Below are 14557 nucleotides of genomic sequence, written 5' to 3' on the forward strand. Positions count from 1 at the left end.
GGCCCAGGGCCCAGGGCCTAGCGGAGCGGGCCGTCCCCCGGCTCCTCCTGGTGGGTGTAGCGCTGCTCGCGCCACGGGTCGGCGAGGTTGTGGTAGCCGCGCTCCTCCCAGAAGCCGCGCCGGTCGGCCCGCATGTACTCGACCGCGCGGACCCACTTCGGGCCCTTCCAGGCGTACAGCTGCGGGACGACGAGCCGGACGGGGAAGCCGTGTTCCGCGGTCAGCGGCTCGCCGTTGCGGTGGGTGGCGAAGAGCGTGCGCGGATCGGCGAAGTCGGCCAGCCGCAGGTTGGCGCTGTAGCCGTACTCGGCCCAGACCATCACGTGCGTGACGCCGGGCGCCGGGGGCACGAGGTCGAGGACGAGGGAGGCCGGGACGCCCGTCCACTCGTTGCCGAGCACCGAGAACTTGGTCACGCAGTGCAGGTCCGCGCGGACGGTGGTGCGCGGCAGGGCGGTGAAGGCGTCGAAGTCCCAGCTGCGCTTCTCCGCCGAGGCGGTCGCGCCGAACACCTGGAGGTCCCAGGTCAGCGGCTTGAAGCGGGGCACGGGACCGTAGTGCAGGGCGGGCCAGCCGCGCTGGACGCGCTGCCCCGGGGGGAGCCTCGGGTCAGGCGGCGGAAGCTGTTCTTGTTCGGACTGACCCATGGCTCCATGGTGACAGACGGCGTCCGGCCCCCGGCGCGCGCCCCTTTCGGTGCCCCGCGCGCCCCGCCCGTACGGGCCAACGGCCGGCAGACATTCCCCCAAATCGGATATTCCGACACATGTCCTAGTGAGTGTGAACTTACTGGAAGTCCCTCCCATTTCGGTGCCAGGATGCGCAGCGCAGCACTCACAGCAGGCCCCAGCGCAGGGAGGCACCGTCATGCAGGGCGATCCAGAGGTCATCGAGTTCCTCAACGAGCAGCTCACCGCCGAGCTCACCGCGATCAACCAGTACTTCCTGCATGCCAAGATGCAGGAGAACTTCGGCTGGACGAAGCTCGCCAAGTTCACCCGGCACGAGTCGATCGACGAGATGAAGCACGCCGAGGTGCTCACCGACCGGATCCTCTTCCTGGAGGGCCTGCCGAACTACCAGCGACTGTTCCACGTCCGGATCGGGCAGACGGTCAAGGAGATGTTCGAGGCCGACCGCCAGGTCGAGGTCGAGGCGATCGACCGGCTCAAGCGCGGGATCGTGGTCATGCGCGCCAAGAACGACGTGACCTCGGCGAACATCTTCGAGGACATCCTGGCGGACGAGGAGCACCACATCGACTACCTCGACACCCAGCTGGAGCTCCTGGAGAAGCTCGGCGAGGCGCTCTACCTCGCCCAGCTGATCGAGCAGCCGGAGTCCTGAGCCGCCGCGGCGGTCAGGCCGCGCGCAGCGGGACGACGGGCGCCGGGACCGGGGCCGTCGGGGCCGGTGCGGCCGGCCCCGGGGCGGCGGGGCCCTCGGGGTCCGCGAGGCCGAGCCTGGCGGCCAGCCGGGCGGTCGGGCAGGGCCGGGCGCCGTGCTCGCCGAGCAGCGCCTGTATCCGGCGCACGCACGAGCCGCAGTCGGTGCCGGCCTTGCAGCCCTTGGCGATCTGCCGCGGGGTGTTGGCGCCCTCGTCGATCGCCCGCTTCACCTGGTCCTCGGTGACCGCATGGCACATGCACACGTACATCGCGGTCTCTCCCGGGGGTGTAGCGCAGCTGCTCTCGACTGCAGTGGATCTTTACTAAGGCTTGCCTTAGTTCACTAAGCCTCACCTTACCCGGCGTTCCGGGTACGAAAAAGCCCCTCCGGCCTCGGGAATCCCGAAACCGGAGGGGCCTTCGTCACATCCGGGGGCTGCGGCACGACCGGGACCTACTGGCCGCGGTACATCTCCGCCACCAGGAACGCCAGGTCGAGCGACTGGCTGCGGTTGAGGCGCGGGTCGCAGGCCGTCTCGTAGCGCTGGTGCAGGTCGTCGACCAGCACCTCGTCGCCGCCGCCGACGCACTCGGTCACGTCGTCGCCGGTCAGCTCCACGTGGATGCCGCCCGGGTGGGTGCCGAGCGCGCGGTGCACCTCGAAGAAGCCCTTGACCTCGTCGAGCACGTCGTCGAAGCGGCGGGTCTTGTGGCCGCTGGAGGCCTCGAAGGTGTTGCCGTGCATCGGGTCGCAGATCCACACCGGCTGGGCGCCGGACGCGGTGACCTTCTCCACCAGGGTGGGCAGGTGGTCACGGACCTTGCCCGCACCCATCCGGGTGATGAAGGTGAGGCGGCCGGGCTCGCGCTCCGGGTCCAGCTTCTCGATCAGGGTCAGCGCGTCGTCCACCGAAGTGGTCGGGCCGAGCTTGACGCCGATCGGGTTGCGGATCTTCGAGGCGAACTCGATGTGCGCGTGGTCCAGCTGCCGGGTGCGCTCACCGATCCACACCATGTGGCCGGAGACGTCGTACAGCTCGCCGGTGCGCGAGTCCACGCGGGTCAGCGCGGTCTCGTAGTCGAGGACCAGCGCCTCGTGCGAGGAGTAGAACTCGACCGTCTTGAACTCCTCCGGGGCGACACCACAGGCGTTCATGAACGCCAGCGCGTTGTCGATCTCCCGGGCGAGCTGCTCGTAGCGCTGGCCGGCCGGCGAGTTGCGGACGAAGTCCTGGTTCCAGGCGTGCACCTGGCGCAGGTCGGCGTAACCACCGGTGGTGAAGGCGCGCACCAGGTTCAGCGTCGCGGCGGACGCGTTGTACATCCGCTTCAGGCGCTCCGGGTCCGGGATGCGGGACTCGGGGGTGAACTCGAAGCCGTTCACCGAGTCGCCGCGGTACACCGGCAGGGTCACGCCGTCCCGGGTCTCGGTCGACTTCGAGCGCGGCTTCGAGTACTGGCCGGCGATCCGGCCCACCTTCACGACCGGCACCGAGGCCGCGTACGTCAGCACCGCGGCCATCTGCAGCAGCGTCTTCAGCTTGTTGCGGATGTGCTCGGCCGAGACGCCGTCGAAGGCCTCGGCGCAGTCGCCGCCCTGCAGGAGGAACGCCTCTCCACGCGCCACGGCAGCGAGCCTGGCGCGCAGCTGGTCGCACTCGCCGGCGAAGACGAGGGGCGGATAGGAGGCGAGCTCCGCAAGGGTCTTGCGCAGAGCCTCTTGGTCCGGCCATTCAGGCTGCTGCGCCGCGGGCAGGGACTGCCAGGAGTGGAGATTCGTCACGGTCACACGGCCAAGGCTACGGGGTGACACCAGCGATTCGTGACCAATGCTCGATGGGTGAGACACATCTCGGACAAAGAAGTGACCGGCCTCACCCGGTCCGCCCAATCCGCTACGCTCGACCCATGCACGCGCCCCACACCCACTCCTGGTGGTGGGCCTCCCCCTCGGGTGGCCCACCGATCGCGCGTTCCTAGACGAACACGACGGCCGCCCCTCGGGGCGGCCGTCGGCGTCTGAGCAGACGGCCCCTCCGGGAGCGGAACACCCCAGCACCGCACCCCGCACGTCCTCCCGGAAGGAAGCCGCACCGTGACCACCACCGCCGACCTGCTCGCCCGCCTCACCGGCCCCGACGCCCCGGCCTTCGCACTGCTGCACCGCCGCACCCCGCGACTCGCCCCGGACACCGTCGAGGTGCTGCTGGGCACCGTCGGCACCTACGAGCACCTCGCCGACCTGCCGGTCCGCTCCGGCGCGCCGGAGGGCGGCCCGGTCCACGACCTGCTCGCGCTCGTCCCCTACCGGCAGATCCGCGAGCGCGGCTTCGAGGCGCACGACGACGGCACGCCGCTCCAGGCCCTCGCGGTGACCGAGCAGTACGCCCTTCCGTTGGCCGAATTCGTGGCCGCACTACCGCAGTTGCCGGTCACACTGACGGACGGCTCGTTCGACGTGGACGACGCCGCGTACGCCGACATCGTCCGCCGGGTGATCCGGGACGAGATCGGCAACGGCGAGGGCGCCAACTTCGTGATCCGGCGCGACTTCACGGCCACGCTGGAGAACTTCTCGCCCGAGCTCGCCCTCACCCTGTTCCGCCGCCTGCTCGACCAGGAGCGCGGCGCGTACTGGACGTTCCTCGTCCACACCGGGGAGCGCCTTGCCGGAGGCGAGCCGGGTCGCTGCCTGGTCGGCGCCTCCCCCGAGGTGCACGTCCGGCAGAGCGGCGGCACCGTCGTGATGAACCCGATCTCCGGCACCTACCGCTATCCGGCGGGCGGCTCGGACATCGACTCCCTCCTCCGGTTCCTGCACGATCCGAAGGAGCTGGAAGAGCTCACGATGGTCGTCGACGAAGAGCTGAAGATGATGTGCACCGTCGGCGACCTCGGCGGCCAGGTGCTCGGCCCCCGGCTCAAGGAGATGTCCCACCTCGCCCACACCGAGTACGAACTGCGCGGCCGCACCTCGCTGGACGTCCGGGACGTGCTCCGCGAGACGATGTTCGCCGCCACCGTCACCGGCAGCCCGGTCCAGAACGCCACCCGCGTCATCCGGCGCTACGAGCCCGGCGGACGCGGCTACTACTCCGGCGCGCTCGCCCTCATCGGCCGCTCGGCCAGCGGCGGCCAGCTGCTCGACTCCCCCATCTGCATCCGCACCGCCGACATCGACCCGGCCACCGGGCGCCTCGTCGTGCGGGTCGGCGCCACCCTCGTCCGGCACTCCGACCCGGAGTCCGAGGTCGCCGAGACGCACGCCAAGGCCGCCGGGGTGCTCACCGCGATCGGCGCCCGGCCCGTGCCCGCCCGGCTGCCCAACCCGGGCGGACCGCGCCTCGGCGACGACCACCGCGTCCAGGCCGCGCTCGGCGCCCGGCGCGGCGGCCTCGCGCCGTTCTGGCTGCGGATGCAGGCCCCGGCCGAGATCACCGAGCCCGAGCCGACCCTCGTCGTCGACGGCGAGGACACGTTCACCGCGATGCTCGCCCACCTGCTCACCTCGCTCGGCCACCGGGTCTCGGTCGTCCGCTACGACGAACCCGGGCTGCGCGCCCGGGTCGCCGCCCACCCCGGAGCGCTCGTGCTCGGCCCCGGGCCGGGCGACCCCCGGCTCGCCGACGACCCCAAGATGGCCGTGCTCCGGCCGATCGTCGCCGACACCCTGGCCGCCGTCCGCTCCGGTGCCCGGACGGCGCCGCTGCTCGCGGTCTGCCTGAGCCACCAGCTGCTCGCCGCCGAGCTCGGCCTCGGGCTGGCGCGCAAGCCCGTCCCGTACCAGGGCGCGCAGGAGACCGTCGACCTGTTCGGGACGAAGCGCACGGTGGGCTTCTACAACACGTTCACCGCGCGCTGCACGGACGCCGACGCGGCCCGGCTCGCCGCCGAGGGCGTCGAAGTCGCGCGCGACGCGGCCACCGGCGACGTGCACGCGCTCCGCGGGCCCGGCTTCGCCGGCCTCCAGTTCCACCCGGAGTCGGTGCTGACCCGCGAGGGCGTGGACATCGTCGCCGCCCTGCTCCGCCAGACGGCGGCCGCGCGGCGCTGAGGGGCCGGGCGGCGGGATCCGGGCAGAGCGCCCGCTCGGATCCCACCGCCGGAGGCGCCGCTCGGATCTCGTCAGATCTCGTCGTCCAGCCCCTGCTCGATCGCGTACCGCACCAGCTCCAGGCCGGCCCCCGAACCCCCCGGCCCCTCCGAACCGCCGGAGGCACCCCTCAGATCTCGTCGTCCAGCCCCTGCTCGATCGCGTACCGCACCAGCTCCAGGCCGGCCCCCGAACCCCCCCGGCCCCTCCGAACCGCCGGAGGCACCCCTCAGATCTCGTCGTCCAGCCCCTGCTCGATCGCGTACCGCACCAGCTCCACCCGGTTGTGCAACTGCAGCTTCCCCAGGGTGTTCTGCACGTGGTTCTGCACCGTCCGGTGCGACAGCACCAGGCGCTCGGCGATCTGGCGGTACGACAGGCCCTTCGCCACCAGCCGCAGGACCTCCGTCTCGCGGGCGGTCAGCTGGGGCACGGCCGGGGCGGAGGCCGGGGCCGGTTCGGCGGCCAGGCGGCGGAACTCGCCGAGCACCAGGCCGGCCAGGCCCGGGGTGAAGACCGCGTCGCCGACGGCCGTGCGCCGCACCGCGTCCAGCAGCTCCTCCCGTCCGGCCGACTTCACCAGGTAGCCGGTCGCGCCGGACTTCACGGCCTCCAGCACGTCCTGGTGCTCGCCGCTCGCGGAGAGCACCAGCACCCGCACCGACGGGTCGTGCGCCACGACCTGCCGGCACACCTCGGCGCCGGGCAGGCCGGGCAGGTTGAGGTCGAGCACGACCACCTGGGGCGTGCAGGCGCGGGCCCGGCGGACGGCCTCCTCGCCGTCGCCCGCGGTGGCCACCACGTCCAGCCCGGCCTCGGCGAGGTCGCGCGAGACGGCATCGCGCCACATCGGGTGGTCGTCCACGACCATCACCCGCACCGGCCGTTCGGCCGCCGGATCAGTCGCTGGCTGGTCGGTCATCGGAGCCCTTCCTCGGGACGCGCAGTTCGACCTCGACGCCCTCCCCGGGCGCCGAGTACAGCTCGGCGGTGCCGCCGAGGTCCAGCAGCCGGCCGCGGATCGACTGGCTGACGCCGAGCCGTCCGGCCCGCTCCGCCTCGCCGAGCCGCCCGGCGGCGAAGCCGGGGCCGTCGTCGCGGATGCTGACGGTGACGGCCTCCGGCTCGTCCTCGACCAGGATCCAGGCGCGGGCGGCGGGACCGGCGTGCTTGCGGACGTTGTCGACGGCGGCGCCGACCGCCGCGGCCAGTTCGCCGACGGCGGGCGCGGGCAGCAGGACGGGTGTGCCGGGGGCGGAGATCGTGATCCGCTCGTCCGCGTACGGGCGCAGCAGCGCGGTGAGGTCGCCCGGCTCCTCGACGGCCTGCGGTGAGCGGCGGGCGGGGATCGGGCCGCCGGTCATCAGCGTCCGCAGGGCGCGCTCCTGTTCGCCCGCGAGGCGGCCGAGCTCGGCGAAGTCGGCGCCGGCGCCGGGGCGTTCGGCCTGCTCGGCGCCCCGGCGCTGGACCAGCGCGAGCACCTGGAGGACGCCGTCGTGGATGTCCCGGGAGAGCCGCTCGCGCTCGCGAGTCGCGGCCTCGACCTGGAGGGCGCGGGTGAGCGCGGCCTCGCTGGCGCGGGCGAGTTCGATGACGTAGCCGATCGCGCAGCCGGCCACCATCAGCAGCACGATGTTGTGGACGTTGTCGGCGGTGATGCCGCCGTGGCCGAGGATGTTGGCGACGCCGATCACCGAGCCGGCCGCCGCGGCCCAGCGCCAGCCGCCCTTGCCGGCGAAGCCGAGCACCGTGCCCGCGGCCCAGATGGTCGGCAGGGTGGTCGAGCCGTGGCTGATCCGGACCGGGTCGTCGGTCTGGCCGCTCATCACGATGCCGGTGACGGCCATCGCGAGGTCGGTGCCGAGGACGTACCACGTGCAGCGCTGCGGGCCGGCGAAGGCCCGGGTGCTGGCGAGGGTCCAGAGGGTGAGCGCGCCGAGGTAGATCCAGCCGGCGACGGGGTGCAGGAAGTGCAGGTAGGAGTGGAAGTAGCGGAGCAGGGCGTAGCAGAGGGCGAGGACCCGGAAGTAGGACATCGCCCGCCAGAGCGGGAGTTCGACCGACATGCCGCCGGCCGCGACGGTGCCGCCGAGCCCCGTGCCACCGGCACCGGCACCGGAGCCGCCGCCGGCGCCCACCGCCCCGGTTCTGCCGCCGTCCGTCATCCGCCCGCCCCTCCCCTGGGCCTCCGGGTGGTCCGTCAGGCCGACCCGGTGTCCTTCTGCTCCTGCGTCTTCTCCGCCTCGGCGGCCTTCTCGGCTTCCGCGGCCTTCTCGGCCTCGGCCTTCTCCGCCTTGGCGGCGGCCTTGCGCTCGGCGTCGGCGCGCTTCTTGTCCTCGGAGATCTGCCGCTTGGCGGCCGTCGCGTAGATGTCGACGTACTCCTGGCCCGAGAGGCGCATGATCTCGTACATCACCTCGTCCGTCACCGAACGGAGGATGAAGCGGTCGTTCTCCATGCCCTGGTAGCGGGAGAAGTCCAGCGGGCGGCCGATCCGGATGCCGGGGCGGATGCCGAAGTTGGGGACGACCTGACCGGGCGGCTGCACCTTCTCGGTGTCGATCATGGCGACCGGGATGACCGGCGCGCCGGTGGCCAGTGCGACGCGGGCCAGACCGCCGACCTTGCCGCGGTACAGCTTGCCGTCGGGCGAGCGGGTGCCCTCGGGGTAGACGCCGAAGAGCTCGCCGCGGTCCAGGACCGCGATCGCGCTGCGGATCGCGGCCTCGCCGGCGCCGCGCACCCCGGAGCGGTCGACCGGCAGCTGGCCGACGCCCTTGAAGAAGGCGGCGGTCAGCCGGCCCTTGAGGCCCGGGGTGTTGAAGTACTCGGCCTTCGCGATGAAGGTGACCCGGCGCTTGATCAGTGCCGGGAAGAAGAACGAGTCCGAGAAGGACAGGTGGTTGCTCGCGATGATCGCCGCACCCTCGGTCGGGATGTTCTCCTCACCCTCGATCCACGGCCGGAAGAAGATCCGAAGCAGTGGCGCGACGATCATCTTCATCAGTCGGTAGAACAACCCGGGCCTCCTGTATTGCGGACCGGTCGATCCTAATGCCCCGTGAGCGCGGCCCGCGCCCCGCCCCGCTCGCCGGGTGGACGCGGGGCGCACGCCCGGGGGTGTACGACCCGGCGGAGCGCGTGGGACGATGCGAATTCCGCAGCCTCCAGTTCCAGCGTCCCCTCCCCCAGCGCCGCCCGCCCGCGAAGGAGCCCGCCATGCCGTTGCTGCCCGGTGCCGAACCGTACCGCCACCGGGGCGGACCGGTGGGGGTCCTGCTGTGCCACGGCTTCACCGGGTCGCCGCAGTCGATGCGCCCGTGGGCGGAGCAGCTGGCGGCGGCCGGGCTCACGGTCTCCCTGCCGCTGCTGCCGGGGCACGGCACCCGTTGGCAGGACATGCAGGTCACCCGGTGGGAGGACTGGTACGCCGAGGTCGACCGGGAGCTGCGGGTGCTCGCCGAGGAGTGCGAGCAGGTCTTCGTCTTCGCGCTGTCGATGGGCGGCGCGCTGGCCCTGCGACTGGCCGCGCTGCACGGCCCGACGGTCTCCGGACTGGTGCTGGTCAACCCGTCGGTGCGCTCGGACAACCCCGCGAGTGTGCTGCTTCCGGTGCTGCGCCACCTCGTCCCGAGCGTCCCCGGGATCACCGACGACATCGCCCGGCCCGGCGTCACCGAGGGCGGCTACGAGCGGACGCCGCTGGACGCCGCCTGGTCCCTGGGCAAGCTGTGGCAGGAGGTCCAGCGGCGGCTGCCGGAAGTGACCCAGCCGGTGCTGCTGTTCCGCAGTCCGCAGGACCACGTGGTCTCGCCGGCCAACTCGGAACTGGTGCTGGCCCGGATATCCTCGACCGACGTGACGGAGCGGCTGTGCCAGCGCAGCTTCCACGTCGCGACGCTGGACCACGACGCGGCGGAAATATTCAGGGGCGGCCTGGACTTCATCCGACGGCTGGCTCCCGCGCACGCGGCGGGCGTCAACCGGGTCGAATCCGACGATCACCATGGCTGAAGGGCCGGAAGTGCACGAGAGCAGCACGGCGGGCGGCGGGGACGAGGCACCCCGCGAGGACGGCACGACCGACGGGGCGAAGAACGACGCGGCGGGGAGCGGTGTCGGCGGCGGCACGGCGGCGGACGGGGCCGGCGAGGCCCCCGCGGAGCCCCGGCCGCGGCGCGCGCCCGAGCGCAGCCAGGCCGAACAGGACGAGATCTTCGCCGCCCTGGTGGCCCAGTTCGACGACCCCGTCGACCTGAACAACCCGAACTGGCCGGAGATCGAGAACCTCCGGGCCCGGGGCGAGCTGAAGGGCGGCTACAAGGACGGCGCCGGCCAGGGCGCCCCCGACGACCTCTCCGACCTGGCCCCGCAGCCCCGCTCCCGGTCGGGCGGCCCGGTGCTGCCGGCCGCCGGCGGGGGCCCGCGCGACTTCGAGCTGTCCGAGGAGACGGACGAGGGCCACTTCATCCCGCCGGATCCGGCGCCGCTGCCGCCGGCGGACGTGACCACCAAGTTCGCGTGGCTCGCGGTGCTCGGCGGCCCGGCGCTGCTGCTGTTCGACGCGGTGGTGTGGCGGGAGATCTCCGGCTGGCCGGCCTGGGTCGGGTTCAGCGCCTTCCTGGGCGGCTTCGTGACCCTCGTGGTCCGGATGAAGGACCGCGACGAGGACGAGCCGGAGGACCCGGACCACGGCGCGGTCGTGTAGCCGATGCCGTGGCCGGGCGGGTCCGCCGTGTTGCGACCCCCGGCGCGCCATCAGGGCTCGGGGATCTCCAGCACGGCGAGCACCGGCAGGTGGTCGGTCGCGGCCCGCAGGTCCGCCTCGGTGACGCCCGGCAGCCCGCGCGGCACGCCGCAGGCGCGCACGGTGATCCCGGGCGTGGCGAAGACGGCGTCGATCCGCTGGTAGGGGCGCTCCGGGACGGACGTGAACTCGCCGCCCCAGGGCGCCGTGACGTGCCCGTCCTGGAGCCGCGAGGCCAGCAGCCGCCACCCCTCGCCGTCCGGGTGCTCGTTGAAGTCGCCCGCGATGACGCCGAGTTCGGCGATCCCGAGCTGGTCGAGCAGCAGCTCGAACTGCCCGTACCGCTCGTCGGCGTCCAGGCTCAGGTGGCAGCTGGTGACGGTGAACGGCGCCGAACCGGGCAGCCGGAGCAGCGCGGTGGCGAAGCCGCGGGCGTGCAGGCCGCGGGTCTTGGGCAGGAAGCGGTCGTGCACGCCGAGCACCTCGACGGCGCCGGGCCGGCCGAGCAGCAGCGGCCCGGCCGCCGTCCGGCCGCCGCCGGCGAGGACGGCCGTCCCGGTGCGCCGCGCGAGCCATCCGGCCTGGCCCTCGGGGCGCCAGTAGCGCGGCGATTCCTGGATGCAGACGAGGTCCGGCTCGCACGCCCGGATCACCCGGACGAGTGCTTCGCGGTCGTCGCGCAGCGAGCGGACGTTGTAGCCGAGCAGCCGCAGTCGGCGCTGGCCGGGCCCGGGCAGCGGTGCGGTGGGTGCCGTCGTCATGTTCCTCCCCATCCGTGATCGGTGGGACCGACCGTACGGCAGCCCGGGGACGTGCGACGGCGGCGGCGCGTCCGGAGGTGGTCGGGGTCCGGTCGCACCGCCGCCGGCGGGCTCTTCTTCTTCGAGGGGTGGAGCGGGTCAGACGGTGCGGGCGAGGTCGGCCGCGCCGGCGATGCCGGCGGCCGAGCCCATCGAGGCCAGGACGACCTCGGCGCGCGGGCGGTGCACGCCGCCGGTCAGGTAGTGCTCGAAGGCCTTGGCGACCGGGTCGAGCAGCAGCCGGCCGGAGTCGGAGACGCCGCCGCCGAGGACGAAGACGCCCGGGTCGAAGAGCGCGGCGAGGTCGGCCATGCCGCGGCCCAGCCAGTCGGCGAGCTCGGCGTAGCACTCCAGGGCGAGCGGGTCGCCCGCCTCGGCGGCCTCGGTGATGTGGATGCCGCGGATGGTCTCGGCGACGCCGTCGTTGAGCTCCAGCATCCGCCGGCCGCGGACCGGGTCGGCGGCGGCCTTCTCCCGGCCGTAGCGGCGCAGCGAGCGCCCGGAGCCGTACTGCTCCCAGCAGCCCTTGCCGCCGCAGCCGCACTGCAGGCCGTCGGGGACCATGTTGAGGTGGCCGATCTCGCCGGCCACGCCGAACCGGCCGCGGTGCAGCCGGCCGTCCAGGACGATGCCGCCGCCGATGCCGGTGCCGACGGTGATCAGGACCATGTCCTCGTGGTCGGCGGCGGCGCCGAAGCGGAACTCGGCCCAGGCGGCGCAGTTGGCGTCGTTCTCGACGACGGTGTCGAGGCCGGTGAGCTCCTCGATCCGGCCGCGCAGCGGCTCGTTCTCCCAGTCGATGTTGGGCGCGAAGATCACCGTGGAACGGTTGCGGTCGACGAAGCCGGGGGCGCCGACGCCGACGGCGGTGACGTCGGGGTGCTGCTCCTTGAGCTCGCGCACGGCCTGCGCGATGGCGTCGACGGCCCACTGGGGGTCGGCCGGGGTGGGCACCCTGGTCCTGGCGAGGATCGCGCCCGCCTCGTCGACCACACCTGCCGCGATCTTGGTCCCGCCGACATCGACGCCGATGGTCAGAGCCATGTGTCCCTCAGCTATTCACTCGTTCCCGCTGGACGGAACGGTACCGCCCAAACACGCCCTCGTACACAGCCTCGCATACATTAGCCGAAGACAATCCGGGACCAACCGGGCCGTGACGCTTCAAAAGTCTTACGAATACTCCCGGTTCGTCACGCTCGGGGGTGAGGTCGTCACCCGTCAGGGGTTACGGATTCACTGCTTGGTGGACGGCTCGTCGGGGCTGTCGAGGTCGATCCGCTCGCTGGCGGCGCCGTCGCCCGCGGTCCAGCGGCGCTCGTGGCCGGCCACGGCGGCGCGGTAGGCGGCCAGCAGCTCGGCGCCGGCGGCGGCGAGTCCGGAGCCGGCGGCCGCGAGGTGCCCGTAGACCTCCGGCTTCTGCTCGCGCAGCCGGTCGGCGAAGCCGGCCAGGGTGATCAGGGTGTCGGCGCCCGCCTCCTGGGCCTTCTGGCCGAAGGCGTCGGCGAACCGGCGCACCTCGTCCACCAGCGGGCCGACCTCCGGGCCGAAGGGGTGGGCCTGCGTGTCCCCGGGACCGCCGGCCGAGCCGTCCGCGTCGGCGTCCGTCGGCCCGCTCGCCGCCTGGTCCGTCGCCCCGCCGGTCGGTCCGTTCGCCGCCTCGTCGGTCGGCCCGTCCGTCGCCTCGTCCGTCGGCTCGGTGCGGTCGGTGCTGGTCATCGCGGGGCCTCCTCTGCTGCGGCCGCACCCCGCGGCCACCGGCCACCGACGCTACCCGAGGCGCGACACGGCCCCGCGGCGCAGGAGGACGTCAGCCCCGGGGCCAGAGCGCCGGATCGGGCGCGAACCGCACCGTGAGCACCCCGTCGGTCAGCCCCGCGCCCGCGACGGTGCAGCGGCGCAGCGCCGACGGCAGGGCGAGCACCCGGCGGTGGGCGCCGAGGCCGACCACCAGCTCGTCGCCACGGCGCACGAGGTCCAGGTCGGCCCGCTCGGCGCCCGGCAGCGCGAGGTGCCACACCAGCAGGCCCTCCTCGGCGAGCCGGTCCTCCACCGGCCAGGGCTCGGCGGCCAGCGGCTCGGGGCCGGGTCCGTCCCCGTAGAGGCGGTCGGCGACGGCCTCCAGGGTGACGTCGGCGAGCCCGGTGACGAGGACGGGGGCGTCGCTCGCCGCCGTCAGCGCGGCCAGTTCCTCGCGGCGGCGCTCGGCCAGCGCGGCCAGCCACGGGTCGGGCGACTCCAGCGCCTTGTCCGGCAGCGCGCCGTGCACCACGACGGCGTCCGGCCGGTGCCCGTGCAGGGCCAGCCCGGCGCGGATCCGCCGCAGGTCGTCGAACGGATGGCCGTCGGCCGACACGACGAGGCGGACGCTGGTGCCGGGCGAGGTGATCGCGGCCCGGGACTCGGCGAGCACGCCGGCGGCCTTGCCGCGGCTCTCGTACAGCCAGTCGGCGGGCATCGGGACACCGGCCAGTCCGGCCAGCAGCGGGCGCAGCGCCCGGGCGGCCTGGCGCTGCTCGGGGACCAGCCGGTCCAGGTAGCGCTCCAGCTGCTCGGGCAGGGCGAGGGCGCCGATCAGCTCGGCGGGCGGCGGGGCGAGCACGACCAGGACGTCCCCGTCGGCGGCGGGCAGGGCGCGCAGCAGGGCGATCCGGGCGATGCCCGGGAGGGCGGTGAGCTCCTCGGGGTCGAGCGGCTCGGCCCCGAGCAGGTCGAGGGCGGGCTTGAGGCGCCCGGCGATCTCGCCGAGGGCGTGCCGGAAGGCGGCCTGCTCGTCGATCCGGGAGACGGTCAGGCCGGTTGCGTACCGCAGCGGTTCGGGTTCCAGGCGGACGCCCAGCACGGAGTCCAGCGCCCGGTGCGGGTCGTCGGCGGCCAGCAGCCAGACCCGCCGGCCGCCGCGGGCGGCGTGCAGGGCGGTGGCGGCGGCCACCGCGGGCGCGCCCGCGTCGCCGCTGACCAGGATGGTGCGTGTCGCCGTCATGCCGTCGGGCCCCCGTTCCGCGCCGTCAGCCCTGGGCGGGCTTCTTGCCGCCGCCGTCCTCGACGCGCTTCTTCAGGCCGGCCAGCGCGCGGTCGATGATGACCTTCTCGGCCTTGCGCTTGATCATGCCCAGCATCGGGATCTTGACGTCCACGGCGAGCTGGTACGTGACCTCGGTGCGGTCGGCGCCGAGCGGGGCGAGGGTGTAGGAGCCGTCGAGCGAGCGGAGCATCTGGCTGCGCACGAGGGTCCAGCCGACCTCGCGGTCGCCGTCCCAGGTGTAGGCGAGGACGTGCTCGTCGCGGATGGCGCCGGCGTCGAGCAGCAGGCGGACCTTCGAGGCGCGGCCGTCCTCGGCGGCCTCCAGGACCTCGATCTCCTTGACCTCGCCGGTCCAGGCCGGGTAGGCGGCGAAGTCGGCGATCACGGCCATGACCGTGGCCGGGGTCGCGTCGATGGTGATGCTCGACCTGGTGTGCTCCGCCATGGAATGGCCCTCCGACTCGGTCCCTCTTGCCTGCCGCCCCGGTCGAGGCGTGCTCGCCC

General features: G+C 73.6%; 15 protein-coding genes. 4 read left to right on the top strand and 11 right to left on the bottom strand.

The annotated features are described in order from the left end of the window. Window positions 1–17: 17 nt before the first annotated feature. Window positions 18–647, bottom strand: coding sequence for a sulfite oxidase-like oxidoreductase (locus ACFV4F_RS15780; protein WP_380502876.1), 630 nt, complete (start codon window positions 645–647; stop codon window positions 18–20). A gap of 220 nt (window positions 648–867) precedes the next feature. Here ACFV4F_RS15780 and bfr point away from each other — a divergent pair, with 220 nt between their 5' ends. Then, window positions 868–1347, top strand: a complete 480-nt coding sequence (gene bfr / locus ACFV4F_RS15785; RefSeq protein WP_380446013.1) for a bacterioferritin — start codon at window positions 868–870, stop codon at window positions 1345–1347. Window positions 1348–1360: 13 nt separating this feature from the next. Here the strand turns inward: bfr and ACFV4F_RS15790 are convergent, their stop codons facing one another. Together ACFV4F_RS15790 and ACFV4F_RS15795 are read right to left on the bottom strand one after the other, a co-directional pair. Further along, complete coding sequence (locus ACFV4F_RS15790; RefSeq protein ID WP_380502879.1) at window positions 1361–1657, bottom strand: bacterioferritin-associated ferredoxin; 297 nt, start codon at window positions 1655–1657, stop codon at window positions 1361–1363. A gap of 185 nt (window positions 1658–1842) precedes the next feature. After that, complete coding sequence (locus tag ACFV4F_RS15795; protein WP_380446011.1) at window positions 1843–3177, bottom strand: class II 3-deoxy-7-phosphoheptulonate synthase; 1335 nt, start codon at window positions 3175–3177, stop codon at window positions 1843–1845. Window positions 3178–3483: 306 nt separating this feature from the next. Between ACFV4F_RS15795 and ACFV4F_RS15800 the strand changes: the two genes are divergently transcribed. Beyond that, window positions 3484–5442, top strand: a complete 1959-nt coding sequence (locus ACFV4F_RS15800; RefSeq protein ID WP_380502882.1) for an anthranilate synthase family protein — start codon at window positions 3484–3486, stop codon at window positions 5440–5442. 268 nt (window positions 5443–5710) lie between these two features. Here the strand turns inward: ACFV4F_RS15800 and ACFV4F_RS15805 are convergent, their stop codons facing one another. The 3 genes from ACFV4F_RS15805 to ACFV4F_RS15815 all read right to left on the bottom strand — a co-directional run bounded on the left by ACFV4F_RS15805 (window position 5711) and on the right by ACFV4F_RS15815 (window position 8500). After that, on the bottom strand, window positions 5711–6403 hold the full coding sequence (locus ACFV4F_RS15805) for a response regulator (RefSeq protein WP_380446009.1): 693 nt from the start codon (window positions 6401–6403) through the stop codon (window positions 5711–5713). Further along, entirely contained in the window at window positions 6381–7547 is a 1167-nt protein-coding gene (gene macS / locus ACFV4F_RS15810) for a MacS family sensor histidine kinase (RefSeq protein ID WP_380446030.1), read from the bottom strand. The genes ACFV4F_RS15805 and macS overlap by 23 nt, the downstream gene beginning before the upstream one ends. A 134-nt stretch (window positions 7548–7681) precedes the next feature. After that, window positions 7682–8500: a lysophospholipid acyltransferase family protein gene (locus ACFV4F_RS15815; RefSeq protein WP_380498859.1), complete on the bottom strand. Its 819-nt coding sequence runs from the start codon at window positions 8498–8500 to the stop codon at window positions 7682–7684. Between the two features lie 200 nt (window positions 8501–8700). On the opposite strand from ACFV4F_RS15815, the gene ACFV4F_RS15820 reads away from it, so the two are divergent. Beyond that, window positions 8701–9495: an alpha/beta hydrolase gene (locus ACFV4F_RS15820; protein WP_380502885.1), complete on the top strand. Its 795-nt coding sequence runs from the start codon at window positions 8701–8703 to the stop codon at window positions 9493–9495. 10 nt (window positions 9496–9505) lie between these two features. Then, a complete protein-coding gene (locus ACFV4F_RS15825) occupies window positions 9506–10189 on the top strand; it encodes a hypothetical protein (protein WP_380502888.1) in 684 nt (227 codons plus the stop codon). 50 nt (window positions 10190–10239) lie between these two features. Here the strand turns inward: ACFV4F_RS15825 and ACFV4F_RS15830 are convergent, their stop codons facing one another. From ACFV4F_RS15830 to ACFV4F_RS15850, 5 genes are all read right to left on the bottom strand, one after another. Continuing rightward, window positions 10240–10989, bottom strand: a complete 750-nt coding sequence (locus tag ACFV4F_RS15830) for an endonuclease/exonuclease/phosphatase family protein (RefSeq protein WP_380502890.1) — start codon at window positions 10987–10989, stop codon at window positions 10240–10242. A 138-nt stretch (window positions 10990–11127) separates the two neighbouring features. Next, window positions 11128–12072 carry an ROK family glucokinase gene (locus ACFV4F_RS15835; protein ID WP_380446004.1) on the bottom strand — a complete coding sequence of 315 codons (945 nt, stop codon included), beginning with the start codon at window positions 12070–12072 and terminating at the stop codon, window positions 11128–11130. Between the two features lie 192 nt (window positions 12073–12264). Further along, window positions 12265–12747 carry a DUF5304 family protein gene (locus tag ACFV4F_RS15840; RefSeq protein WP_380502893.1) on the bottom strand — a complete coding sequence of 161 codons (483 nt, stop codon included), beginning with the start codon at window positions 12745–12747 and terminating at the stop codon, window positions 12265–12267. Between the two features lie 91 nt (window positions 12748–12838). Next, window positions 12839–14011 (bottom strand): ArsA family ATPase, encoded by a 1173-nt coding sequence (locus tag ACFV4F_RS15845; RefSeq protein WP_380502896.1) that lies wholly within the window; start codon window positions 14009–14011, stop codon window positions 12839–12841. 25 nt (window positions 14012–14036) lie between these two features. Continuing rightward, on the bottom strand, window positions 14037–14498 hold the full coding sequence (locus tag ACFV4F_RS15850; protein ID WP_380446001.1) for an SRPBCC family protein: 462 nt from the start codon (window positions 14496–14498) through the stop codon (window positions 14037–14039). Window positions 14499–14557: the final 59 nt, after the last annotated feature.

Source organism: Kitasatospora sp. NPDC059722 (assembly GCF_042733235.1).
GTDB lineage: Bacteria > Actinomycetota > Actinomycetes > Streptomycetales > Streptomycetaceae > Kitasatospora.